This window comes from Micromonospora sp. WMMC250, from assembly GCF_027460215.1.
GTDB lineage: Bacteria > Actinomycetota > Actinomycetes > Mycobacteriales > Micromonosporaceae > Micromonospora > Micromonospora taraxaci.
In genome coordinates, this window is record NZ_JAPZBJ010000002.1 from 6654056 (window position 1) to 6678827 (window position 24772).

A 24772-nucleotide genomic window follows, 5' to 3' on the forward strand; every position below is an offset into this window, starting at 1 on the left:
GCGCCGCGAGGCGGTGCCGGGCCGTGCCACCGACCCGTCACCCCACGGTGTAGGGCTCAGCCGTGCTCGCGCCACCGGTTGGTGATCGGCAGACGGCGGTCCCGACCGAACGCCTTCATCGAGATCTTCGTGCCCGGCGCGGACTGCCGTCGCTTGTACTCGGCGGTATCCACCAGCCGCAGCACCTTGTCCACCACCGCCGGGTCGTGACCCGACTCGACCAGCCCGTCACGGCCGAGGTCACCGTCGACGTAGCCGATCAGGATCGGGTCCAGAACGTCGTACTCGGGCAGGCTGTCGCTGTCGAGCTGCCCCGGGCTCAGCTCGGCGCTCGGCGGCTTGCCGATCGAGTTCTCCGGGATCGGAGGGGTCTCGCCGCGTCGCGCCGCGTCCGTGTTGCGCCACTTCGCGAGTCGCCAGATGAGCGTCTTCCAGACGTCCTTGACCGGGTTGAAGCCGCCCACCGAATCGCCGTACAGGGTGGAGTAGCCGACCGCCAGCTCACTCTTGTTGCCGGTGGTCAGCACCAGGTGGCCCTCCTGGTTCGACAACGCCATCAGGATCACGCCACGGACCCGGGCCTGGAGGTTCTCCACTGCCACACCGGACAGCGACAGGTTGGCCAGGAAACCGTCCACCATCGGCTGGATCGGCTCGATGCGGTAGTCCAGGCCGGTGCGCTTGGCCAGGTCCGCGGCGTCCTCCCGGGAGTGTTCGGAGGAGTGCTGGCTGGGCAGCGACACCCCGACCACCCGGGCCGGCCCCAGCGCGTCGACGGCCAACGCGGCCACCACCGCCGAGTCGATGCCGCCGGAGAGGCCGAGCACCACCGACGGGAACCGGTTCTTGTTGACGTAGTCGCGCAGACCGAGGACCAGTGCCTGCCACACCTCGGCCTCGTCGGCCACCGGCTCGATCAGACCTCCGGTGGCGGCCGGGCCGGTCGGTGCGGCCGGGATGCCGTCGACAGTGCTGCGCACGATCCGCATGCCGTCCGCGACGGACTCGCCGGTCGGCAGGTCGGTGGCGGTCGGCAGCTCGACGTCGTGCAGGAGCAGGTGCTCGACGAACTGGGGGGCCCGGGTGAGCAGGTCACCGTCCGCGGTGACGATCATCGAGTCGCCCTCGAAGACCAGCTCGTCCTGGCCGCCGACCATGTTCACGTACGCGATGGCGGCGCCCGCCTCGGCGGCCCGACGGCGCACCAGCGGCAACCGGACGTCGTCCTTGTTCAGCTCGTACGGCGAGCCGTTGATGTTGACCACCAGGCCGACGCCCGCGCGCCGGGCGGCGGCGAACGGGCCCCCGGCCTGCCACAGGTCCTCGCAGATGGTCAGCGCGACGTCCACCCCGCCGATCCGCACCACGGTCAGCGCGTCCCCGGAGACGAAGTAGCGGTCCTCGTCGAAGACGCCGTAGTTGGGCAGGTGGTGCTTGAAGTAGCGGGCGGCGACGGTGCCCCGGTGCAGCAGCGCGGCGGCGTTGCGGGCGCCCCGGCCCGGCTGGGCGTCCCCGCTGACCTGCGGCGGCCCGTCGGCGTCCAGGTAGCCGACCACGACCGGCACCTCACCGAGGCCGTCCGTGGCGAGGTCGGCCGCGAGCCGTTCCACGGCGGCCCGGGACGCGGCCACGAAGGAACGCCGGAAGACCAGGTCCTCGACCGGGTAACCGGTGAGCATCATCTCCGGGAACAGCACCAACTGGGCACCGGCATCGGCGGCCTGGCGAGTCCAGCTGCGGACCAGGTCGGCGTTTCCGGCGAGGTCGCCGACGCTCGGGTTGACCTGGGACAGGGCGAGACGCAGGGTGGGCATGTCCTCATCTTGCCCCAGCCTCCGCTGCTGAATCCCACCCCTCGGGCGAGATGGTCGCCACGCTGCGGCGGGCGTATCCGCCGCGCGGTGGGGCCCGGGCTGGGCTTCGCGGCGGGGCGTCCGTCCGTCGGGCGGGAGGTGAGGGGACGGCCGGCGGCAGTTCGCGTAACGTCTGCGTAACCAGGCCCGGGAAGACTGGGCGATCAGGTCGGGTGCAGCCCGGCCAATGCGGACAAATGAGCGTCGCGAGGGGTTGGGGAAGTGGACCGTCAGCAGGAGTTCGTCCTCCGTACGCTGGAAGAGCGGGACATCCGGTTCGTCCGGCTGTGGTTCACGGACGTGCTGGGCACGCTGAAGAGCGTCTCGGTGGCGCCAGCGGAGTTGGAGGCGGCCTTCGAGGAGGGCATCGGCTTCGACGGCTCGGCGATCGAGGGCTTCGCCCGGGTCTTCGAATCAGACATGGTGGCCATGCCCGACCCGACCACCTTCCAGGTCTTCCCGTTCGAGGGCGGGGTCAGCGGCGAGAGCGCCCGGATGTTCTGCGACATCCTGCTGCCCGACGGCGGGCCGTCCTGGGCCGACCCCCGGCACGTGCTGCGCCGCGCGCTGTCCAAGGCCGCCGAGAAGGGCTTCACCTTCTACACCCACCCGGAGATCGAGTTCTTCCTGCTGGAGAACGGCCCGCAGGACGGCTCGGTGCCCACCCCGGTCGACACCGGCGGCTACTTCGAGCACACCACCCACGCCGTCGCCCGCGACTTCCGCCGCCAGGGTGTGCTGGCGCTGGAGCGCATCGGCATCTCGGTGGAGTTCAGCCACCACGAGGTCGCGCCCGGCCAGCAGGAGATCGACCTGCGCTACGCCGACGCGCTGACCACCGCCGACAACATCATGACCTTCCGGCACGTGGTGAAGGAGGTGGCGCTCTCCACCGGTGTGCAGGCCAGCTTCATGCCGAAGCCCTTCACCGACCAGCCGGGCAGCGGGATGCACACCCACCTGTCGCTGTTCGAGGGGGAGCGCAACGCCTTCCACGACAGCGGCGACCCGATGAAGCTCTCCAAGGTGGCCAAGTCGTTCATCGCCGGCCTGCTGGTGCACGCCCGGGAATACACGGCGGTCACCAACCAGTGGGTCAACTCGTACAAGCGGCTCTTCCCGCAGCACCTCCCGGACCGCATCACCGAGAGCCCGGCGTACGTCTGCTGGGGCCACCTCAACCGGTCCGCGCTGGTCCGCGTGCCCGCGTACGGCAAGCCCAACTCGGCCCGGGTCGAGGTCCGCTCGCTGGACTCGGCGACCAACCCGTACCTCGCCTTCGCGGTGCTGCTCGGCGCCGGCCTGAAGGGCATCGAGGAGGGGTACGAGCTGCCGCCCGGCGCCGAGGACGACGTCTGGTCGCTGACCAGCGCGGAGCGGCGTGCGATGGGCTACGAGGCGCTGCCGGAGAACCTGGCCGAGGCGATCGACGTGATGGCCGAGTCCGAGCTGGTCGCCGAGGTGCTCGGCGAGCACGTCTTCGACTTCTTCCTGCGCAACAAGCGGGCCGAGTGGGAGCAGTACCGCCGCGAGGTCACCCCGTACGAGCGGCAGCGCTACCTGGCGCTGTAGCCACTGGGGCTGACGCGGTTGCGCCCTGCCGCTATCGTCTCGATCACCGCGCCGGTACCCCTCCGGGCGGAGAGTCGGGAGGCAGTCGGTGCTGGAGGATCTGCTCAGCGGTGCCTGGCAGAGCGTCGTGTTCGGGATCGTGGGCGTCGGGCTCATGGCGGCCGGGTTCGGGCTGGTCGACCTGCTGACCCCGGGCCGGCTGCGGGACCTGATCTGGGTCGACCGCAACACCAACGCCGGGCTGTTGCTCGCCGCCAACCAGCTCGGCATCGCCGGCATCGTGTTCACCGCGATCCTGACCAGCTACAGCGACTTCGGCAAAGGGCTCGCCTCCACCGTGGTCTTCGGGCTGGTCGGGTTGGCCATCATGGCGTTGGCCTTCTTCGTGCTGGACCTGCTCACCCCGGGCAAGCTCGGCGAGGTCATCTGCTCGCCCGAGCCGCACCCGGCGGCCCGGGTCAGCGCCGCCACCCACTTCGGGGCCGCGCTGATCGTCTGCGCCTGCATCGCCTGAGGCCGCGTGCGGGCGAGCGGTCGCGGTCGCGAGCGGTCCGTGGGCGGTCGCGGGCGGGCGTCGTACCCCGGCCGTAGCGTGCCGGGCATGAACCGCACGGACCGTCTCTACGCGCTGGTCGAGGAGCTGCGGGCGGTGTCACCGAGGCCGCGCAGCGCCCGCTGGTTGGCTGCCCGTTTCGAGGTGAGCAGCCGCACCATCGAACGGGACATCGGCGCTCTCCAGGAGGCCGGGGTGCCGATCTGGGCCGAGCCCGGGCGCACCGGCGGCTACGTGGTGGACCGCGCCCGTACCCTGCCGCCGGTCAACCTGACCGCCGCCGAGGCGGTCGCGATGGCCGTGGCGCTGCACCGACTCGCCGGCACGCCGTTCGCCGGGCCGGGCGGCACCGCTCTGCGCAAGCTGGTGGCGGTGCTGCCGGCCGCCGACGCCGCCGAGGCGCACCGCCTCGCCGGCCGGGTGCACCTGGTCGGCGACGGGCCGGCGACACCCGTCCCGGCCGTCGTCGCCGACGCGGTCGCCGCGCGGCGGGTGCTGCGCATCGGGTACGCCGACCGCGACGGCACGGGCTCGCTGCGCGACGTCGAGCCGCTGGGCTACCTCGGCAACACCCGCCACTGGTATCTCGTGGCCTGGTGTCGACTCCGCGACGAGTTGCGCTGCTTCCGGACCGACCGGATCCGCAGCGTCCGGGCGCTGCCCGACGTGGTGTCCCGGGAGTTGCACCTGAACGACCTCGACATCCCGCACCGGCGGGTCCGTCCGCTGAGCTTGGTCTGAGGCGCGGCGGCCCCGTCTCGTCCGGCGTCTTCGTCGGCGGGGAAACGCCGTCAGGTGATCCGGAAACACCGACAGGACGGTGTCGCGGACGGCCCCGAGACTGCTTCAGACGACGGTCGAACGGCCGCTCGGGAAACTCTGGAGGCAGTAGATGTCCACGACGCCCATCACCTGGTTCGAGTTCGGCACCGACCGGCCGGACGAGGTGGAACGGTTCTACGGCGAGCTGTTCGGCTGGACCTTCGAGCAGCAGGGCCCGTCCTACCGCGTTACCGGGGCCGGTGGCGACACCGGGATCGGCGGGGCGATCCGGACCACGAACGGCGACGCGGCCAGCTACGCGGTGTTCTACGCGGAGGTGGCCGATGTTGCGGAGACCTGCCGCCGCGCCGAGGCGGCCGGCGGCACGGTGCTGGTGCCGATGGGGACGACGCCGACCGGCCTCACCCGTGCCCAACTGCGTGACCCGGCGGGCAACCGGGTGGGTGTGTTCGCACCGCCGCCCGGCCAGAACTGACGCCCACGCGCCCGGGCGGTCGGTCCCGGGCGGGCCTGGCGTGGAGGTGCACGGCAGTGATCGACTCGGTTTCGCCGAAACCGGGGTGTCCGAGTGCCTTCGACACCGCCGCTTCCGTGAAACCGAGTCGATCAAGTCCCGGCCGGGTTCGGGCAGGCCTGGTTTGGCGGCGTCCGCCCGCCCGCGTGCCGTGATCGACACCAGGTCGCCGATGTGGCGGTGTCCCGACTCGGGGACACCGCCACATCGGCGAAACGGGTGTGGCTCACGGGCACCGCGGACTCACTTGCCGGGCGTACCCGCCGGACCGCCGTGGTGGCCCCACCCGCGGTGGCCGCCGGCCCCGGGGAAGACGCCGGCCTCGACGGCCTTGGTGATGGCGTCGGCCTGCTCCTGGGTGAGCTTGCCGTCCTTGACGGCCTGGTCCAGCCGCTCCTTGAGCGCGGCCTTGCGGTCCTCGCCGGAGGGGCGCTGCGGCCGATCGGCCGGTCGGTGCTGCTCGCGGACCTTCTCCAGGGCGGCGGTCACCTTGTCGGTGGGCACGCCCAGCTCCTTGGCGAGCGCCTCGGCGAACTCGCCCTGCCGGTCGGCCTTCGCACCGGGGGCCGGGGCGCTGCTGGCGCTCGGTGCCGGCGTGGGGGTGTCCGCGGCGAACGCGATCGTCGGGGCCGCGATCCCCACGCCGAGGACGCCGGCGGTGGCCAGGCCGGCCAACAGGTGCTTCCTGCGGATGGTGCGGGACATGCTGTCCTCCAGAGGTTCGGTCATCCTGCGCTGTCGTCACCGACAGTGACCGGGCAGCCTGGGTGGAAGCCGTGGCGATCCTGTCAGCGGGCTGATAATCGCGGCGGGTGGCGGACGAAACCGGTTGTGCCGTCGCTGGCCGACCGGTCAGGGTGGGCGATCCGCCCACGGAAGGACACCGCACGTGACGACCTCCGACATTCGGGAGATACCGCTCGCCGGGCCGGGCGCCGGCCCGTACGGCATCACGGCCGGCCCCGACGGCGCGTTGTGGCTGACGCTGGTCCACGCCGGCGCGATCGTCCGCCTCGGGGTGGACGCCTCGGTCCGTACCTATCCGCTGGAGCCAGCCGGCGGTCGCCCCTTGATCATCACGGCCGGGCCGGACGACGCGCTCTGGTTCACCCGTTCCGGCGACGACCGGATCGGTCGCCTCAGCGTCGATGGTGAGCAGCGCACCATCGCCCTGCCCGCCGGCACCGGGCCGGGTGGCATCGCCGCCGGAGTCGACGGCGCGCTCTGGTACGCCGGGATGACCTCCGACACGATCGGCCGGGTGGACACCGACGGCACGGTCACGATCTTCCCGTTGCCGGTGACCGGCGGGTTCGCCTCGATGATCACCGCGGGCGCGGACCAGGCGCTCTGGTTCACCCTCAACCAGGCGAACGCGATCGGCCGCATCGACCTCGACGGTCGTACCACGCTGCACCCGCTGCCCACCGCGAACGCCGGCCCGGTCGGCATCACCCTCGGCGCCGACGGTGCCGTCTGGTTCGTGGAGATCGCCGCCGGTCAGCTCGGCCGGATCGCCCCGGACGGCGAGATCGTCGAGTTTCCCCTGCCGAACCGTGCGGCCCGTCCGCACGCCATCGTGGCCGACCCGGCGGGCGGCGCGTGGTTCACGGAGTGGGGCGCCAACCGGATCGGTCACCTCGACGACACCGGCCGGATCGAGGGCTACGACCTGCTCACCCCCGATGCCGAACCGCACGGCATCGCCCGCACCGCCGACGGCGTCTGGGCCGCCCTGGAAACCGGCGCGGTAGCCCACCTGCCCCGCCCGCCCCACCTGCCCCGCCCGCCCCGCCCACCCCACCCCGCCTAGGTGATCAAGAGGTTTGCGTCAGGTTCCGGGCCGGAAATGACGCAAACCTCTTGATCACCGGCGGGAGACGGCGGGGGCGGCGGTCAGGGTGTTGGTGTCCGTGTCCACTGTCGCTCTGGTGCCCACCGGGACCGTCAGTTGGCCGGGGCCGTGGCCGATGGGGAGGCCGCCGAGGACCGGTACGCCCAGGTCACCGAGGCGTTCGCCGAGCACGTCGACGATCGTGGTGTCCCAGCCGTCACCGCAGTCGGTGAACTGCCCGACCGCCACCCCGGCCAGGCCGTCCAGCGCGCCGGCCCGACGCAGGTGGGTCAGCATCCGGTCGACCTTGTACGGGGGTTCCTGCACGTCCTCGATCAACAGCACCGCACCGGTGAGGTCGGGCAGGTCCGGTGTGCCGATCGACGCGGCGATCATGCACAGGTTGCCGCCGAGCAGGGTGCCGGTGGCGTGACCCGGGACGCGGACGTCGAACGTCTCCTCGGTGGGCACCGCGCTGATCGTCACCGGCTCGGTCGTCATCAGCGCCGCGTGCAGGGACTCGGCGGAGCGCAGTGGGGTCCGCTCGTCGCGCCAGGCCGCCCCCGGGCCGTGCACCCCGGCCAGCCGGGCACCCCGCCACAACGCGAACTGCAACGCGGTGATGTCCGAGAAGCCGGCCACCACCTTCGGGTCGCGGCGGACGGCGGCCATGTCGATGGCGTCCACGATGCGCTGGACGCCGTACCCGCCACGGGTGCAGATGACCCCTCGGATCTCCGGATCGGCGAAGGCGGCGTTCAGGTCGGCGGCGCGCAGATCGTCCGTGCCGGCGAGGAAGCCGTGGCGGGCGTACGCGTTCGGGGCCGGCACCGGGCGCAGACCCCACCCGACGAGCAGTTCCATGCCCCGGGCCACCCGCTCCGGCGAGGTGGGCCCGGACGGTGACACCAGCAGCACCGCGTCCCCCGGCACCAGCACGGGCGGACGGACGGCGGCGGTGGTGTCCTCGCTGATCACAACCGCAGAGCCTAACGAGCCCACGACGGAGCGAGCCTGTGGCGTGGCACGACGCGGCGTACCCGCTAGCCTCGACGGGTGGCAACCGCGCTGGTGATCGAGAACGACCCGACGGACGACGCCCGCCTACTGGGCGAGTGGCTGACCGAGGCTGGGCTGGAACTGTGGGTGGTACGCCCCCACGCCGGCGACGAGCTCCCCGCCGACCTGGAGGGGTACGCGGCGCTGGTGGTCCTCGGCGGCGAACAACAGGCGTACCCGCTGCCGGACGGATCGCCCGGCGCGCCCTGGTTCCCCGCCGTGGAGGGCCTGCTGCGCAAGGCGGTCCGGCACCGGGTGCCGACCCTGGCCGTCTGCCTGGGCGCGCAACTGCTCGCCACCGCGCACGCCGGGCTGGTCGAACGCAGCCCGTCCGGGCCGGAGATCGGGCCGGGCGTGGTCGGCCGGCGCGACGCCGCCGAGGGCGACCCGCTGTTCCGGTACGTGCCGCTGATCCCGGACGTGCTCCAGTGGCACGTCGACGAGATCACCGAGCTGCCCCGGGGCGCGACCCTTCTGGCCGCGTCGACCCGGTACCCCAACCAGGCGTTCCGGCTCGGTGACCGTGCCTGGGGTCTGCAGTTCCACATCGAGTGTGACGCCGCGATGATCGCCGACTGGTCCACCGACTCGGCCCAACTCGCCGAGCTGGGCTACGACCCGGAGTTGGTGGTGGCGGCCTGCGCCTCGGTGCTGCCCGACATCGAGGAGGTCTGGCAGCCGTTCGCCGCCCGGTTCGCCGCGCTGGCCCTCGGCGAGTTGGACGACAGCGTGACGCGGCGCGGCCTGCCGCTGCTCGGGCACTGATGAGCCGGCCGACCAGGGCGCCGGGGCGGCTCGCCCGGTACGGGTTCGGCACCGCCGAGGGCGACGGCGGCGCGCGCGCCGCGGACCTCCTCGGCCCGGACGGGCTGCGGCTATGGCGGCCGGAGGAGCAGGAGCCGACCGACGAGCCGGCCGGGGAGTTGCTCGCCGCGCTGTCCCGGGCGGCCGACCCGGACCTGGCGCTGCGTCAACTGCACCGCATCGTCGAGGCCGAACGCCGCGCGACGGAGGGCAGCGGTGCGTCGAGCGGCGGCAGCGGAGCCGGGGCACCGGGCGGCAGCGGCGACGACGCACACCCACCGCTGCTCGCGGAGCTGCACGCCGACCCGGGGCTGCGGCGGCGACTCATCGCCGTGCTGGGCGCGTCGTCGGCGCTCGGCGACCACCTGGTGGCGAACCCCGAGCACTGTCTGACGTTGCGTACCGCACCGGACGGGCTCGCCCCGATCGCCGAGGGGCGGCTGGAGCCGACCGACGGTGGCAACCCGACGGCGGCGTTGCGTTCCGCGTACCGGCTGGCGTTGCTGCGGATCGCGGCGGCGGACCTGACCGGTGGGCGCGGCCTGGAGCAGACCATGGCCGCGCTCTCCGCGCTCGCCGACGCGACGCTGGCCGCCGCGTACGAGATCGCGGTCACGGAGCTGGCGGACGGCACCGAACGGCCCCGGCTCGCGGTGGTGGCGATGGGCAAGTGCGGCGGTGGGGAGCTGAACTACGTCTCCGACGTGGACGTCATCTTCGTCGCCGCCGAGGACGCCGACCTGTCCGCCGCGACAGTGGTGGCGACCCGGCTGATCTCCATCTGCGGGCTGGTCGCCTGGCCGGTGGACGCCGCGCTGCGCCCCGAGGGCAACCGGGGCCCGCTGGTGCGTACCCTCGCCAGCCACCTCGCGTACTACCGGCGGTGGGCGCGCACCTGGGAGTTCCAGGCGCTGCTCAAGGCCCGACCGGCCGCCGGTGACCTGCCGCTGGCCCAGGAGTGGATCGACCAGCTCGCGCCGCTGGTGTGGCGGGCGGCCGAACGGCCCGAGGCGGTCGAGGACGTACGCGCCATGCGCCGCCGGATCATCGACCACATTCCGCCGAAGGAGCTGGAGCGCGAGATCAAGCGCGGTCCCGGAGGGCTGCGCGACATCGAGTTCGCCGTCCAACTGCTGCAACTGGTGCACGGTCGCGGCGACGAGACGCTGCGGGAACCGGGCACCATCCCGGCGCTGCGGGCGCTCGTCGCCGGCGGCTACGTCGGTCGCGCCGACGGCGAGGCGCTGCTGCGCGGCTACCGCTTCCTGCGCAGCGTCGAGCATCGGCTGCAACTCCAGGGCCTACGCCGTACGCACACGGTGCCCACCGAGCCGGGCGCGCTGCGCTGGCTCGCCGCCGCGCTGGGTTTCACTGCCGCGCCGGGGCGCAGCGCCGTGGAGAGCTTCCGGGCCGAGTGGGTCACCCACGCCACCGAGGTACGCCGGCTGCACGCCAAACTGCTCTACCGGCCGCTGTTGGAGTCGGTGGCCCGGGTGCCGGCGGACGGGCTGCGGCTCACCCCTGAGGCCGCCCGGCACCGACTGGAGATCCTCGGCTTCGCCGACCCGGCCGGGGCGCTGCGGCACCTCCAGGCGCTCACCGGCGGGGTGAGTCGCACGGCGGCCATCCAGCGGACCCTGCTGCCGGTGCTGCTCAGCGAGTTCGCCGACGCGCCGGAGCCGGACCGGGGGCTGCTCAACTACCGCAAGGTCTCCGACAAGCTCGGCAGCACCCCCTGGTATCTGCGGCTGCTGCGCGACGGTGGCCCGGTCGCCCGTCGGCTGGCCCGGGTCCTCTCCCTGTCCCGGTACGTGGCCGACCTGCTCGCCCGCGACCCGGAGGCGCTGCGGCTGCTGGCCGAGGAGAACGAGTTGGCCCCGCGCTCCCGGGAGGTGCTCCGGGAGGGGTTCCTCGCGGCGGCGGGCCGGCACACCGACCCGGTCGAGGCGACCAGCGCGGTGCGCGCGCTGCGGCGTCGGGAACTGGTCCGGGTGGCCTGCGCCGACGTGCTCTGCCGTGCGGGCTCGCTCGCACCCAGCCCCACCCGTCCGGACGGCACGAGCCGGCCCGCTCCCGGCCTGTCCGACATCACCCAGGTCGGCACCGCGCTCGCCGACGTCACCGACGCCACGCTGGCCGCCGCGCTGCGCGCCGCCCAGGCCAGCCAACCCGCGCCGGAAGGGTTGCGGTTCGCCGTGATCGGGATGGGACGGCTCGGCGGGTACGAGTCGAACTACCTCTCCGACGCCGACGTGCTCTTCGTCTACGACCCGCCGGCCGGGGCCAGCGACAGCGCTGCCAGCGCCGCCGCGCACGCGATCGCCGAGGAGCTGCGCCGACTGCTCGGCGTGCCCGCACCCGACCCGCCGCTGGGCGTCGACGCCGACCTGCGCCCGGAGGGCCGGCAGGGTCCGCTGGTGCGCAGCCTCGCCGCGTACGCGGCGTACTACGCCCGCTGGTCGCGGGTGTGGGAGTCGCAGGCGCTGCTGCGCGCCCGGTTCGTCTGCGGCGACGCGGGTCTGGGTGCCGAGTTCGAGGCGATGATCGATCCGGTGCGGTACCCGGCCGAAGGGCTGACCCGTGAGCAGGTCGTCGAGATCCGACGGATCAAGGCCCGGGTGGAGACCGAACGGCTGCCCCGGGGCGCCGACCCGGCCACCCACACCAAACTGGGTCGCGGCGCGCTGGCCGACGTGGAGTGGGCGGTGCAGCTCGTCCAGCTCCGGCACGCCGGCGCGAACCCGGCGCTGCGCGGCACGCGTACCCTCGACGCTCTCGCGGCCGCCGAGCGGGCCGGCCTGATCGACCCGGCGGACGCCGCCGAGATGGCCGCCGGGTGGTCCCTGGCCGCGCAGGTCCGCAACGCGTTGATGCTGGTCCGCGGTCGGGCCGGCGACCAGTTGCCCCGGCACGGGGTGGAGTTGGCCGGCGTGGTCCGGCTGCTCGGCCGCGACGACCCGGGGGAGTTCCTCGACGAGTACCTGCGCGTCGGTCGTCGCTCCCGGGCCGCCACCGAACGGGTCCTCAATGCCTGACGCGTCGCCACGCCCGTTCGGGCGGCGCACCGGCTGGACGACGGCGACCGGGGTCGCTGTGGTGCTCGCCGTCGTGTTCCTGGTCGCGCCCCGGATGGGCACCGACCTCGCGGCGCAGGTGGCGCGGGCCGAGTTCGCCGACCGGTACGGTGCGACGCCGATCGACCTCGGCTGGTACGGCGGTGTCGACCAGTACGGCTACAGCCTGTTCACGGCACGGCTGGGCGCGCTGATCGGGATGCGTCCACTGGGGGCGGTCGCCGCCGTGTTCGGCGCGTTCGCGCTGGCGTGGCTGTTCGCCCGGAACCGGGCCCGACGCCCGCTGCTGGCCGGCGTCCTCGGTGCCGTGGTCCTGGTCGGCAACCTGGCGAGCGGACGGATCACCTTCGCCGTCGGGCTGACGTTCGGGCTGCTCGCGCTCTGCGCCGTCGGCACGGAACGCCCGCCACGTGCCGCCCGGTTGGCGCTCGCCGCGATCTGCGCTGCCCTGGCGACGGCGGCGAGCCCGGTCGCCGGCCTGTTCACCGGCCTGGCCGGAGCGGCGTTGCTGCTGGCCGCCCTCCGCCGTGGGGACGGGCCGGGTCGGGTGCTGCCGGGTGGGTGGCGGGCGGAGGGTCCACTGGCGGAAGGTTTCGTCCTGGCCGTCACGCCCGCTGTCACCCTCGCGCCGATCGCGGTCCTCTTCGGCAACGGGGGCACCCAGCCGTACTCGGCCGAGTCGATGCGGATCAACGTCGCGCTCGCCGTGCTGGTGGCGGTCCTGGTGCCGCGACGCCGCCGGGTGCTGCGGGTCGGCGCGGCGCTCACCGTCCTGCTCCTGGTCGCTGCCTACTACGTGCCCAGCCCGATCGGGTCCAACGCGCTGCGCCTGCCATTGCTCTTCGCGCTGCCCGTGCTGGCCGGGTACGCCCCGCTGCCCGGCCCGTGGCTGGCCGGGCTCCTCGCCGCGACCGTGTGGTGGCAGTCGCCGGTGATGACGAGCGACGTCACCAGGGCCGGCGCCCCGGAAAGCTCCCCGGCGTTCCACCGCCCGCTCGTGGAGGAACTGCAACGGCGGCAACCCGTCGGACGGATCGAGGTGGTGCCGCTGCGCGACCACTGGGAATCCGCGTACCTGCCACCGACAGTGCCCCTGGCCCGCGGCTGGGAACGCCAGGTCGACAGCGATCGCAACGCGCTGTTCTACGACGGCACCCTGAACGCGCAGACCTACGGGAAGTGGCTCCACGACGAGGCGGTGACCTACGTGGCGATCGCCCCGGACGCGCCCGTCGACCGGTGGGGCCGGGACGAGGCCGCGATGATCCGCGCCGGCCTGCCGTACCTGCGGGAGGTCTGGCGCGACACGACCTGGCGCCTGTACGCCGTGGCCGACCCGACACCGCTGGTCGGCGCCCCCGGCCACCTCGTCGCCAGCGACCGGGGTTCGGTCCGCCTGACCGCCGCGCCCGGCGACGTGCCGGTGCGGGTGCGCTGGTCCCGCTGGCTGTCGCTGACCGGCCCGGACGGCTGTGTACGCCCCGGCGCGGACGGGTGGACCGAGGTGCGGGTCCGCGCGGCCGGTGACTACACGATCTCCAGCGACCTGGCCCCCGCCAAGCACTGCTGACGGTGCCTGCCGTCACCCACCGACCGGTGTGCTGGCAGCATGTCGGGGTGCCTTCCCACCTCGCGCGCTGGACCGGCCTGGTCGGCTCGACGCTGCTCGCGCTGTCCGCGTTCCTCGGGGGAGCGTTCCCCAGCGGCCCGCTGCGCAGCACCCCGGTCAGCATCTGGCAGGGCCCCCACGGGCCACTGGTCCTGGCCGCCTGGGTGGTCGGCACCGGCCTGCTCGCGTACGCCTGGTGGGCCCTGCGCGACGCAGTGCCGTCGACCCGCTGGGCGCTGGTCACCGTAGGGCTGTGGCTGCTGCCGCTGCTCGTCGCACCACCGTTCGGCAGCCGCGACGTGTACGCGTACGCCTGTCAGGGCGCCAGCTTCGCCGGCGGCATCAGCCCGTACGAGCACGGTGTCTCCGCGCTGCCCTGCCCCTGGCTGGACACCGTCTCCGTCATCTGGCGGGACACCCCGGCACCGTACGGGCCGCTGTTCGTCCTCATCGCGGGCGCTGTGGTCGAGGTGACCGGATCGCTGAACGCCAGCATCGTGTTGTTCCGGGCGCTGTCCCTGATCGGTGTGGCGTTGACCGCGTGGGCGCTGCCGGTGCTGGCCCGCCGAGCCGGGGTTCCGGCCGGCCGGGCGGTGTGGCTGGCGCTGGGCTGCCCACTCGTTGCCGCGCATTTGATCGGCGGTCCCCACAACGACGTGCTGATGCTCGCCGCGCTGGTCGGAGGGCTGGCCGTGGTGGCGTCGCACCCGGGCCGGCGCGCAATGCTGCTCGTCGGTGGGCTGCTCCTCGGCGTCGCCGTGGCGATCAAGGTCACCGCCGTGGTGGTGGTCCCGTTCGCCGCCCTGGCGGCCACCGCCGGGCCGTACCGCATCCGGACGCTGATCCGCGACGGCGGTTGGGTGGTCGGCGGGACCGTCGCCGCCGTCGTGGCAGTGACAGTGGCCGGCGGGCTCGACTTCGGCTGGATCGGCGGGCTGTCCCAAGGCGGCGCCGCCATCGCCTGGACCTCCCCACCCACCGCCGTCGCGCAGACCATCGGCTACCTCGCGGTGCCGTTCGGCGGTCACGTCGACGCGTTGCCGGTGACGCGCGGGATCGCCGTGGTGGTGCTGGCCGTCCTGCTCGTCTGGCTCTGGTGGCGGGCCCGCACCCGTGACCCGCTGTTCTACGCCGGCCTCGCGCTCGCCGTCACCGTCGCGCTCGCACCGGTGGTGCACCCCTGGTACTGGACGTGGCCGTTGTTCGTGCTGGCCGCCACCGCCCGGCGTACCGGATGGTTCGTCGTGGTCGCCCTGGTCGCGTCGTTCCTGATCCTGCCCGACGGCACCGGGCTTCCCCGGTACACCAAGACGGTCGGGGCGCCGCTGATGACGCTGTTGGTGATCGTGGTGGTCGTCCGGTTGGTACGGTCGGCTCGGGCGACCCGTCAGCCGGTCGCCGCCGACTGAGGGAAGGTGCGCCGGTGACCGCTCCCGGCCCGCCTGGCCCATCTGACCCGCCTGGCCCACCTGGCTCACTCGGCCCGCCTGGATCGGTGGCGGATGGTTCGGTGCCGGCTGCTTCGGTCGCGGCTGGATCGGTGGCGGCGTCGGGTGCGCGGTACGCCGGCCTGGCCGGCGCGGTACTGCTCGCCGTGGCCGGACACCTCGGCGGGGCGCTGCCCGACGCCCCGCTCGGCGTGACACCGGCGTCGATCTGGCGAGCCCCGGACGGCCCTGCGACGCTGATCTGCTGGCTGGTCGGCACCGCACTGCTCGTCGGCGCGTGGTGGTCGTTGCGCGACGGTGCCCCGTCGACCCGGTGGGCGTACGTCACCGCCGGACTGTGGGCGCTGCCCCTGCTGCTCACGCCCCCGATGGGCAGCCGGGACGTCTACTCGTACGCCTGCCAGGGCTGGACGTACGCGCACGGCGTCGACCCGTACTCCGTGGGGGTGGCGGCGGCGGGCTGCCCGTGGCTGGACACCGTCGCGCCGATCTGGCGGGACACCCCGGCACCGTACGGGCCGGTGTTCGTCCTGCTCGCCGCGCTCGCCGTCGGCCTCGGCGGCGGGTTGACCGGCACGATCGTGGCGCTGCGGGTGATCGCCGTGGCGGGCCTGCTGCTGGCCGCGTTCTGCCTGCCCGGTCTGGCCCGCGCCGCCGGGGTGCCGACCCGGCGGGCCGCCTGGCTGGCGCTGGCCGGGCCGCTGGTCGGCGTACACCTGGTGGCCGGGGCGCACAACGACGCCGTGATGCTGGGTCTGCTGCTCTGCGGGCTGCTGGTGGCGATCCGGCGACCGGTTCGGCTCGGGGCGCTGCCGCTGGTCGGGGGACTGCTGCTGGCCGGAGCGCTGCTCGGGCTGGCGGTCACGGTGAAGGCCACTGCCGTGGTGGTGGTGCCGTTCGCCGTGCTGGCCGGGATGCGGCGTCCGTACACGGTGCGGGCGCTGCTGCGCGCCGGCGGCTGGCTGGCCGGAGGGCTCGTCGGCGCGGTGCTGGTCACCTCGGTGCTGTCCGGTCTCGGGTTCGGCTGGGTGGGCGGGCTGACGCACAGCGGCGACTCCGAGCAGTGGACGTCACCACCCACCGCCGTCGGGTTCGTGGTGGACTACATCGGAGCGTCGGTCGGCCGGGACCCGCAGGCGGTGCCCGTGATCCGCGCCGTCGCCTTGCTCCTGCTCGCTGGTCTGCTGGTGGTGCTCTGGTTCCGGTCCTGGCGGGCGCTGCGCGGCGTCAACGATGCCCCACGGGTGGCGCGGGTCGGGGTGGCAGGGGTCGAGGTGGGGCGTTCCCGGGTGGTGCTGCACGGTGCGGCGCTGGCGCTGGTCGCCACCGTCGTCCTGTCACCGGTCTTCCACCCCTGGTATGCGACCTGGCCGTTGGCATTGCTCGCACTCACCGCCGTGCGGACGACCTGGTTCGTGCTGCCGGTGGCGGTGGCGACCTTCCTGGCGCTGCCCGACGGCACGAACCTGGCCCGCTTCACCAAGGCCCCCGGCGCCGTGGCGATGACCGTCCTGCTCCTGACCCTGGGTCTGATCCTGCTGCGATCGCCCACCGGTCGTGTCCGGCCGGTCGATCATGAGGTTGCCGGGTGACAATTCGGACAGTTATCCAGCTAACCCCTCGTCCTGGTTGATCAAGAGGTTTGCGTCAGATTTCGGCGCTCTGGTGACGCAAACCTCTTGATCAACGCGCGGGGGCGGGTGGGGGTGGGGACTGGGTGGGGTGGGGTGGGGTGGCTTGCGCGCCGCAGGTGGGGCACTGTCGTCCGGAGGGCTGGGGGGTGGAGGTTTGGCGGGAGCGGAACAGGACGGTCAGGAGCAGCGCGGCCGGACCGGCTACCGCGACGACGACGGCGGTCACCGCCAGTTCCGCGAAGGTGATGGCGCCGTACGCCGGGCCGAAGCTGTCGGCCAGGCCGGGCACCGCCAGGAAACCGGCGGGGGTGAGCAGTGTGACGAGCGCCCAGCCGCCGCGGGTGTCCCCGCCCAGTGCCAGACCCGTGGCCAGCAGCGCCCCGACGACCAGCAGCACTCCGCCGACGGTGGGCAGGAAGATCTCCAAAGTGGCGCCGTAGTAGGTGCCGACCGCGTCCAAGCCCACCAGGAACTCCGTCACCGCCACCGCCGACAGTGCGGACAGCGCCGGCGCGAGGCGGATCGCCCGGGAGAGTCGATCGGGCAGGGCGAGCCCCAGCAGGCCCAGGACCACCTGCGGCAGCAGCACCATCAGCGGCGGTCGGGGTGCGTCGACCGCCGCAGCCACCGGTGGCAGCGCCATCGTGAGCAGGAGCGCGAGGGTGATGGCCCACCGGGCGACCCGGCTCGGCGCGACGGCGATCACCACCGCCGCCAGCAGCCATGCCGCCCACGTGACGACACCGAGCGAGACGAACGGGCCGACGTGGGGGACGCCCCACTCCGCGGGCGGCGGATGCAGCTCCGCCGTACCCCAGACGCCGGCGAGAGCGCTCGCGGTGACCAGGGCCAGCAGCGCCGCGAGGCGTACCCCAGGGATCAGGCCGGTGACGCCCGCGGCCCGCAGCCGCTGGCGGAGACCGCCGCGCACCAGGTCCGCGGCGTCCGCCGGCGTCGGCCAGCGTTGGTCAGGGGCGGCCAGGTCGAGGTAGGTACCGACGATCTCGGCGCCGCGGGCGCGCCGGTAGTCGGTGGGGTACGCGCGCAGCAGCCGGAGGTAGCGGCGTTCCAGGTCGTTCATGCCAAGCCTCCGGCCGTGCGCGGAATGGTGGGGAGGGTGGCCCGAGAACGCGTGGACAACCGGCTGGTGGCGGCTTCGACGTTGCGTCGCAGCCGCTCGGTCTCGCTGCTCAACGTGGTCTCGCCGCTGGTGGAGAGGCGGTAGTAGCGTCGCAGCCGGCCGTCCACCACCTCTTCCCGGTCGACCTCGACGAGGCCGGCGTCGACGAGTCGGTCGAGCGCACCGTAGAGCGTCCCGGGGCGGAGCGACACGCGGTTGTCGGACAGGGCGGCGACCTCACCGATCAGCCCGTAGCCGTGCATCGGTTGGGCGGCCAGCGCGGTGAGGATCAGGAAGGTCGGTTCGCGCAGAGGCATGTCCACAGGGAGCAATGTATCGGACGCGAAGGTATGCCGGGGGGCGGCGCACAGCGAGCCGGGCCGGCTCCGCGATCGCGGAGCCGGCCCGGCCGGTGGTGCGGTGACTGCTCAGCAGTCGTCGTGCATCGGACTGCTCAGCAGTCGTAGTACATGGCGAACTCGTGCGGGGTCGGGCGCAGACGCACCGGGTCGACCTCGTTGGCGCGCTTCCAGTCGACCCAGGTGGAGATCAGGTCGGGGGTGAAGACGCCGCCGTCGAGCAGGTAGTCGTGGTCGGCCTCGAGCGAGTCGAGCACGGCCGGCAGCGAGCCCGGCACCTGCTTGACGTCGCCCCACTCCTCCGGCGGGAGGTCGTAGAGGTCCTTGTCGATCGGCGTCGGCGGCTCGATCTTGCTCTTGATGCCGTCCAGGCCGGCCATCATCATGGCGGAGAACGCCAGGTAGACGTTGGCCGACGGGTCCGGGACCCGGAACTCGACACGCTTGGCCTTCGGGTTGCTGCCGGTCACCGGGATGCGGGTGCAGGCGGACCGGTTGCGCTGCGAGTAGACCAGGTTGACCGGCGCCTCGAAGCCCGGCACCAGGCGGCGGTACGAGTTGACCGTCGGGTTGGTGAAGGCCAGCAGCGACGGCGCGTGGTGCAGCAGGCCACCGATGTACCAGCGGGCCATGTCGGACAGGCCGGCGTAGCCGGTCTCGTCGTAGAACAGCGGCTCACCGTTGAGCCAGAGGCTCTGGTGGGTGTGCATGCCGGAACCGTTGTCACCGAAGAGCGGCTTGGGCATGAACGTCGCGGTCTTGCCGTTGGCCCAGGCCTCGTTCTTCACGATGTACTTGAAGAGCTGGAGCTGGTCGGCGGCGTGCAGCAGCGTCGAGAACTTGTAGTTGATCTCGGACTGGCCGGCGGTGCCCACCTCGTGGTGCGAACGCTCCACGGTGAACCCGGAGTCGACCAGCCGACGCACGATCGAGTCGCGCAGGTCGGCGTAGTGGTCGACCGGCGGCACCGGGAAGTAACCGCCCTTGTACGCGGTCTTGTAACCGCGGTTGCCGCCCGCCTCCTCGCGGCCGGTGTTCCAGGCGCCCTCGATCGAGTCGATGTAGTAGAACGACTGGTGCGCCGAGGTCTCGTGGCGGATCGAGTCGAAGATGTAGAACTCCGCCTCGGCGCCGAAGTACGCGGTGTCGGCGATGCCGCTGGCCGCGAGGTACGCCTCGGCCTTCTTCGCCACGTTCCGCGGGTCGCGGGTGTACGCCTCGCGGGTGAACGGGTCGTGGATGAAGAAGTTGAGCGCGAGAGTCTTCTGCGCGCGGAACGGGTCGATGAACGCGGTGGCGACGTCCGGGAGCAGGAGCATGTCCGACTCGTGGATCGCCTGGAAACCGCGGATCGACGAACCGTCGAACGCGAGGCCGTCAGTGAAGAGGTCGTCGTTGACGGACTCGACCGGCAGGTTGAAGTGCTGCATCACGCCGGGCAGGTCACAGAAACGAACGTCGACGAACTTCACGTCCTCGTTCTTGAGGTATCGCAGCAGTTCCTCGGGGTTGGCGAACACACATCCTCCTGGCACGTCCACGGGGTGGCTAGGCTTCTGGCGACGCTAGGGCCGGGGGGTTGCCCGGCCGTGTCTCCGTTGTTTCTGCCGTGTTACGTCCCTCGCGGAGCGTCAGCGACACTCCGGTCGACGCCTCGGCCCGCTGCGAGCGCCGTACCGACTGTGCCAGTCTAATGACATCTGATGCGTTTGGCCTGAATCGGCACACAGTGGCGGCGGCACCCGGCAAGCCCTCGTCCCGGCGCGGATACCCTTGACCGCTGTGACCAATCCGCACACACCGGCAGCGCCAGCCACCGACCCCACCTTCACCCCGCCGACCCTCGGGCGACGGTTCGGGGCGCTGATCATCGACTGGGTGCTCTGTCTGCTGGTGTCCAACTTCTTCGCCGACCCGGTCCGCGACGGCTGGGCGCCCGTGCTGGTGCTGGTGCTGGTGTACGGCTTCTTCCTCGGCCTGTTCGCCCAGACCCCCGGCATGTACATCACGAAGGTCCGCTGCGTGAACTGGCACGACGGCGGGCGGATCGGGATCCTCCGAGGGCTGATCCGGGGTCTGCTGCTGGCCCTCGTCGTCCCCGCGCTGATCATGGACGAGCACCGCCGAGGGCTGCACGACCGGCTCGCCGACTCGGTCATCGTCGACGCACCGCGCGGCTGATCAGACCCTCTGCGCCCCCGAAAGCGGCTGAGCCCGCATCAGCGATCCCACGATCGTGCTCGATCCTTGATGTAGTGGCATCCACGCGCCCTGACACCACTACGTCCAGGGTTCGAGCACGATCTTGGCGCCGCGCGTGCCCGCCGCGTCGCCGCCCGCCGCGGGCCGCAGGGCGCGAGGCGACAGGGCGCGGGGCGCCACGACGCGAAAGAGCCGGGCCCGTGTGGGTCCGGCTCTTGTCGGCGTACGTCGAAAGGGGTCAGCGGCCCCGCGACTGGCGGAAGGCACCCGGCGGGCGCATGTTCTTCGGGATCGCGCCCTTGGGCATCTGCGGACGCGCGGTGAGCGCCTTGAGGCGCTTGTCCAGCGAGTTGACGTCCTTGCCGGAGAGGGCGCGGGGCAGGCGCAGCAGTGTCGTCCGGAGCTTGCGGATGGGCAGCTCGCCCTCCTCCTGCCCGATCACGTAGTCGTGCAGGGGAGCGGAGCCGATCACCTTGGACAGCCGCCGCTTCTCCTGCCCGAGCAGGCCACGCACCCGCTGCGGGTTGCCTTCGGCCAGCAGGATCACGCCCGGGCGGCCGATGACCAGGTGGACCATGTCCATCTGGGTGGTCGAGCTGACCGCCGGGGTCACCCGCCAGTCGCCGCGCATGTTCTCCATGATCTGCGCCGCCGCGCCGGGCTGCCCCTCGGCGGCGTTCATCATCGCCTTGTTGGATCGCAGGTTGAGCACGATCAGCACCGCGAGCAGGATGAACAGGATGCCCAGCGGCAGCCAGATCCAGCCCCAGAGGATGACCGCGACCACGGTGAGGGCGAGCGGGAGCAGCACCGCGGCGGCGACCAGCGGCGCGAACCACCGGTCCTGCTTGGCGGTGAACTGGAACACCATCCCGATCTGCTTCAGCCGCTGGCCGAACGAGACCTTCTCCTGGGGCTTTGCCATGCCGAAGAGTCTAGTGGTCGCCGCCTGCCCTGTTGATCCGCGTCCGGGTGCCGGGGCAACTGAGTACCTTACGTCGCCTCAGGCACCCGGACCGGGCGGGTAAGGAGGGTGCCGACCGGGAAGATGAGGCGTCGTGCCCATGCCCGGGTGGGGCCTTCGCGCGAAGAGTCGTCAGCAGACAACGACGACACGACGAAGGAGCCCGACATGTTCGGCAACGACGCAGACTTCCTGCTCACCCTGCACCGTTCCCACGCCGCCGAGTTGCGCGCCGACGCGGCGGCGGACCGGCTCGCCCGGTCGCTGTCACGCCCGGTCAGTAGAGGGTGGCTGGGTCGGCGCAGGCAGGCCGGCCGCACCGGCGACGCCCGCCGGTGACCGCCCCCACCAGGTCCGCCGCCGGGGTCGAGCCCGACCTTCGGTCGAGCCCGCCCGCCGCACCGCGCGGTCGACTCGAACCCGCCCCGCTGCTCGGGCACCGGCCGATCGGCGGGGCGGGCGGCGCGGGCCGTCATGGCATGCTCGACCATGTGACCGTACGCGCAGCCAGCTCCGTCCTCGTCGGCCGCCAACGCGAGATCGCGGCACTGCGGGACGCGCTGGGCCGTGCCCGGGCGGGCGAGCCGACCACGGTGCTGGTCGGTGGCGAGGCGGGCGTGGGTAAGACGCGGCTGCTGGAGGAGTTCGCCGGCCAGGCTGTCGGCGGCACGGCCCGGGTGCTCGTCGGCCAGTGCCTGGAGTTGGGCGAAGCCGGCCTGCCGTTCGCTCCGTTCGCCGCCGCGCTGCGTGCGGTGCTCCGCGCGGACGGCCCCGAGGTCTTCGCCGGCTACGAGGCCGAGTTCGCGCCGCTGCTGCCGGAGCTGGGCCGGGCGTCCGCGGCGCTGGCCGGCCCGCGTGCCCTGCCGCTGGGCGACGCCCCGCGCGGCTACCTGTTCGACCTGGTCGCCGAGTTGTTCCTGCGGCTCGCCGACGCCTGCCCGCTGGTCCTGATCATCGAGGACCTGCACTGGGCCGACCGGTCCACCCGGGACCTGATCGGCTTCCTGGTCCGGGCAGCCCGGCCGGGCCGGCTGCTGTTGGTCTGCACCTACCGCACCGACGAGTTGCAGCGTGGGCATCCGCTGCGTCCGTTCCTCGCCGAACTGGACCGGGCGCGCGGTGTGGAGCGGGTCGAGCTGGGCCGACTCGACCGTGACGGCACCGCGGCGATCCTCGCCGACCTGCTCGGTGCCGAGCCACCCGCCCGTGCCGTCGACGACGTCCACAACCGCACCCAGGGCAACCCGTTCTTCATCGAGGAGTTGGCCGTCGCCGGTGACCCGGTGGGCTGCGCCGCGCTCCCAGAGACGCTGCGTGACCTGCTGTTGGCCCGGGTGGAGCGCCTTCCCGAGCCGGCCCAACGGGTGCTGCGCATCGCCGCCGCCGGGGGCACCCGGTTCGCCCACGACCTGATCGCCGAGGTCGCCGGGTTGCCCGACGTCGAGCTGGAGGAGGCGCTGCGCGCCGCCGTCGCCGCCCAGTTGGTGGTGGCCGACCGCGACGGTGACTACGAGTTCCGGCACGCCCTGGTCCGCGAGGCCGTCCACGACGAGTTGCTCCCCGGCGAGCACGCCCGGCTGCACGCCCGCTTCGCCGCCGCGATCGAGGCGCAGCCGCACCTGGTCGCCGCCGGGCGGGCCCCGGCGGAGATCGCCCACCACTGGCACGCCGCGCACGACCACCCGCGTGCCCTCGTCGCCGCGAAGGCCGCGGCCTGCGCCGCCGCCGACCGGTACGCGTACGCCGAGCAGCGCCGGCTGCTGGAGCGGGCGTTGGAGCTGTGGGAGTTGGTGCCCGACGCCGCCGACCTGCTCGGCATGGACCACCTGGCGTTGCTGGAGCAGACCCTGGACGCGGCGGTCACCGCCGGCGACTTCAGCCGGGCCAAGACCCTGACCCGAGCCGGACTGGCCGAGGTGGACGCCGACGCCGCGCCGCTGCGGGCCGCCCGCCTGCTGGACCAGAGCGGCCGACTGATGGCCCTGCTCGGCAAGAGTGACGGTGGCCGGGAGCTGGACGAGGCGTACCGGCTGGCGTCCGCCAGCCCGCAGAGCGCGGAGCGGGCCCGGCTGCTGGCCGAGATCGCCGCGCACCTGGTCAAGATCGACCCGCAGAAGGCGGCCCGGGTCGCCGCCGAGGCCGCCGACGACGCCGAGGCGCCCGGCGCACACTCCGCCCTGCTGTCGACGCGGATCGCACTGCTGTGCCACGGCGAGCGGGACCTGACCGGAGGGCTGGTCGAGCTGGGCCGGGCGGCCGCCGCTGCCCGCGCGGCGGGGGACGCCCCGGCCCTCGTGCTCGCCCTGGTGTTCGAGTCGGACATGCTCTGCGAGCTGGGCCGCTACGCCGAGTCCGCGCAGGCTGCCGAGGCCGGCGTGACCGAAGCGCGGCGGGTGGGCATCAGCCGCTCCACCGGGGCGTACCTCCTGTCCAACAGGGCCGAGGCGTTGATCGCGTTGGGCCGGTGGGACGAGGCCGAGGCGGTGTGCGCGGAGGCCGCGCGGATCGACCTGTCCGGCGTCACCGGGCTGCACTGGCTCCAACTGAGCGCCGGGCTACGGCTGGCCCGCGCGCGCCCGGGCGCCGACGAGCTGGTCGACCGGGCGCTCACCTTCCTCGGCCGGCCCTACCTGTGGCCGAACCACCGCCTGCCCCTGCACGAACTGGCGATCGAGGCCGCGCTGGCCAGCGACGACAAGGTCGAGGCGGTCCGGGCCGCCCGCGTCGCAGTGGCCGACGACAGCCTGCCGCAGCTCCCCCGGGAGGGGTGGCCGGTGCTCAGCGCGGTAGCGCGTACCGCAGCCCGGGTCGGTGACCGCGACCTCGCGGTGGCCGTGGCGGCGCTCGCCGCCGACCTGCCCGCGCGGCACCCGGCGGCGCGGGCCCACGCAGCCCAGGTCACCGCGCTGCTCGCGGTCGGCGACCAGGCACTGCCGGCCTGGCGTACGGCGGTCGAGGCGTGGCGGGCCGACGGGCAGCCCTACCCGCTGGGCCGTGCGTTGGTGGCGCTGGCCGAGGCGGCTGCCGCCGCCGGGGAGCGCGACGAGACGGCGGCGGCGGTCACCGAGGCCGCCGAGATCGGTCAGCGACTGGGGGCGGTACCGCTAATGGAGGCGGCCGGCACCCTGGCACGGCGGGTTGGCCTGCGCACCCCCGGGCAGGGCGGGGCGGGCACCGATCTGCTGACCGCGCGGGAGCGGGAGGTGCTGCGACTGGTCGCCGAGGGGCACAGCAACAGCCGGATCGCCGAGCAGTTGTTCATCTCCCCGAAGACGGCGAGCGTGCACGTCTCCCGGATCATCGCGAAGCTGGACGTGACCAACCGCGTGGAGGCCGCCGCCCTGGCCCACCGCCTCGGCCTGCTCACCGAAACCACAGCGTCGCGCTGAC

Annotated in this window: 20 protein-coding genes; 13 read left to right on the top strand and 7 right to left on the bottom strand. The window is 73.2% G+C overall.

Annotated features, from left to right (window positions below; translation table 11 throughout):
• Nucleotides 1–56: 56 nt before the first annotated feature.
• Nucleotides 57–1814, bottom strand: a complete 1758-nt coding sequence (locus tag O3438_RS30370) for an NAD+ synthase (protein WP_269682971.1) — start codon at nt 1812–1814, stop codon at nt 57–59.
• 261 nt (nt 1815–2075) lie between these two features.
• Here O3438_RS30370 and glnA (O3438_RS30375) point away from each other — a divergent pair, with 261 nt between their 5' ends.
• The 4 genes from glnA (O3438_RS30375) to O3438_RS30390 all read left to right on the top strand — a co-directional run bounded on the left by glnA (O3438_RS30375) (nt 2076) and on the right by O3438_RS30390 (nt 5236).
• Entirely contained in the window at nt 2076–3425 is a 1350-nt protein-coding gene (glnA, locus tag O3438_RS30375; RefSeq protein ID WP_088988293.1) for a type I glutamate--ammonia ligase, read from the top strand.
• Between the two features lie 88 nt (nt 3426–3513).
• A complete protein-coding gene (locus O3438_RS30380; protein ID WP_269682972.1) occupies nt 3514–3939 on the top strand; it encodes a DUF350 domain-containing protein in 426 nt (141 codons plus the stop codon).
• Nucleotides 3940–4026: 87 nt separating this feature from the next.
• Complete coding sequence (locus O3438_RS30385) at nt 4027–4719, top strand: helix-turn-helix transcriptional regulator (RefSeq protein WP_269682973.1); 693 nt, start codon at nt 4027–4029, stop codon at nt 4717–4719.
• A gap of 151 nt (nt 4720–4870) precedes the next feature.
• Nucleotides 4871–5236, top strand: a complete 366-nt coding sequence (locus O3438_RS30390) for a VOC family protein (protein ID WP_269682974.1) — start codon at nt 4871–4873, stop codon at nt 5234–5236.
• Nucleotides 5237–5518: 282 nt separating this feature from the next.
• On the opposite strand, the gene O3438_RS30395 is transcribed toward O3438_RS30390, so the two are convergent.
• Nucleotides 5519–5980 (bottom strand): hypothetical protein, encoded by a 462-nt coding sequence (locus O3438_RS30395; RefSeq protein WP_145785510.1) that lies wholly within the window; start codon nt 5978–5980, stop codon nt 5519–5521.
• 184 nt (nt 5981–6164) lie between these two features.
• Here O3438_RS30395 and O3438_RS30400 point away from each other — a divergent pair, with 184 nt between their 5' ends.
• Nucleotides 6165–7088: a Vgb family protein gene (locus O3438_RS30400; protein WP_269682975.1), complete on the top strand. Its 924-nt coding sequence runs from the start codon at nt 6165–6167 to the stop codon at nt 7086–7088.
• 54 nt (nt 7089–7142) lie between these two features.
• Here O3438_RS30400 and O3438_RS30405 read toward each other — a convergent pair whose 3' ends face one another.
• Nucleotides 7143–8087, bottom strand: a complete 945-nt coding sequence (locus O3438_RS30405; protein ID WP_269682976.1) for a S66 peptidase family protein — start codon at nt 8085–8087, stop codon at nt 7143–7145.
• A 78-nt stretch (nt 8088–8165) separates the two neighbouring features.
• On the opposite strand from O3438_RS30405, the gene O3438_RS30410 reads away from it, so the two are divergent.
• The 5 genes from O3438_RS30410 to mptB (O3438_RS30430) all read left to right on the top strand — a co-directional run bounded on the left by O3438_RS30410 (nt 8166) and on the right by mptB (O3438_RS30430) (nt 16695).
• Nucleotides 8166–8933 carry a type 1 glutamine amidotransferase gene (locus O3438_RS30410; RefSeq protein WP_145779615.1) on the top strand — a complete coding sequence of 256 codons (768 nt, stop codon included), beginning with the start codon at nt 8166–8168 and terminating at the stop codon, nt 8931–8933.
• The gene (locus O3438_RS30415) at nt 8933–12007 is read left to right on the top strand and encodes a bifunctional [glutamine synthetase] adenylyltransferase/[glutamine synthetase]-adenylyl-L-tyrosine phosphorylase (protein ID WP_269682977.1); all 3075 of its coding nucleotides are present in this window, start codon (nt 8933–8935) and stop codon (nt 12005–12007) included. The genes O3438_RS30410 and O3438_RS30415 overlap by 1 nt, the downstream gene beginning before the upstream one ends.
• Nucleotides 12000–13616 carry a hypothetical protein gene (locus O3438_RS30420; RefSeq protein ID WP_269682978.1) on the top strand — a complete coding sequence of 539 codons (1617 nt, stop codon included), beginning with the start codon at nt 12000–12002 and terminating at the stop codon, nt 13614–13616. The genes O3438_RS30415 and O3438_RS30420 overlap by 8 nt, the downstream gene beginning before the upstream one ends.
• A 47-nt stretch (nt 13617–13663) precedes the next feature.
• On the top strand, nt 13664–15064 hold the full coding sequence (mptB, locus tag O3438_RS30425; protein ID WP_269682979.1) for a polyprenol phosphomannose-dependent alpha 1,6 mannosyltransferase MptB: 1401 nt from the start codon (nt 13664–13666) through the stop codon (nt 15062–15064).
• Between the two features lie 86 nt (nt 15065–15150).
• Nucleotides 15151–16695: a polyprenol phosphomannose-dependent alpha 1,6 mannosyltransferase MptB gene (gene mptB, locus O3438_RS30430; RefSeq protein ID WP_442929678.1), complete on the top strand. Its 1545-nt coding sequence runs from the start codon at nt 15151–15153 to the stop codon at nt 16693–16695.
• 91 nt (nt 16696–16786) lie between these two features.
• Here mptB (O3438_RS30430) and O3438_RS30435 read toward each other — a convergent pair whose 3' ends face one another.
• The 3 genes from O3438_RS30435 to glnA (O3438_RS30445) form a co-directional block, all read right to left on the bottom strand.
• Nucleotides 16787–17818 carry a hypothetical protein gene (locus O3438_RS30435; RefSeq protein WP_269682981.1) on the bottom strand — a complete coding sequence of 344 codons (1032 nt, stop codon included), beginning with the start codon at nt 17816–17818 and terminating at the stop codon, nt 16787–16789.
• Nucleotides 17815–18180 (bottom strand): PadR family transcriptional regulator, encoded by a 366-nt coding sequence (locus tag O3438_RS30440; protein ID WP_269682982.1) that lies wholly within the window; start codon nt 18178–18180, stop codon nt 17815–17817. The genes O3438_RS30435 and O3438_RS30440 overlap by 4 nt, the downstream gene beginning before the upstream one ends.
• A gap of 131 nt (nt 18181–18311) precedes the next feature.
• Nucleotides 18312–19736 (bottom strand): type I glutamate--ammonia ligase, encoded by a 1425-nt coding sequence (gene glnA / locus O3438_RS30445; RefSeq protein WP_269682983.1) that lies wholly within the window; start codon nt 19734–19736, stop codon nt 18312–18314.
• 262 nt (nt 19737–19998) lie between these two features.
• On the opposite strand from glnA (O3438_RS30445), the gene O3438_RS30450 reads away from it, so the two are divergent.
• On the top strand, nt 19999–20397 hold the full coding sequence (locus O3438_RS30450) for an RDD family protein (RefSeq protein WP_269682984.1): 399 nt from the start codon (nt 19999–20001) through the stop codon (nt 20395–20397).
• A 259-nt stretch (nt 20398–20656) separates the two neighbouring features.
• Here the strand turns inward: O3438_RS30450 and O3438_RS30455 are convergent, their stop codons facing one another.
• Nucleotides 20657–21343 (bottom strand): DUF4191 domain-containing protein, encoded by a 687-nt coding sequence (locus tag O3438_RS30455; protein WP_145779624.1) that lies wholly within the window; start codon nt 21341–21343, stop codon nt 20657–20659.
• A gap of 207 nt (nt 21344–21550) precedes the next feature.
• Between O3438_RS30455 and O3438_RS30460 the strand changes: the two genes are divergently transcribed.
• Together O3438_RS30460 and O3438_RS30465 are read left to right on the top strand one after the other, a co-directional pair.
• Nucleotides 21551–21721: a hypothetical protein gene (locus tag O3438_RS30460; RefSeq protein WP_269682985.1), complete on the top strand. Its 171-nt coding sequence runs from the start codon at nt 21551–21553 to the stop codon at nt 21719–21721.
• Between the two features lie 152 nt (nt 21722–21873).
• On the top strand, nt 21874–24771 hold the full coding sequence (locus tag O3438_RS30465) for a helix-turn-helix transcriptional regulator (protein WP_269682986.1): 2898 nt from the start codon (nt 21874–21876) through the stop codon (nt 24769–24771).
• Nucleotide 24772: the final 1 nt, after the last annotated feature.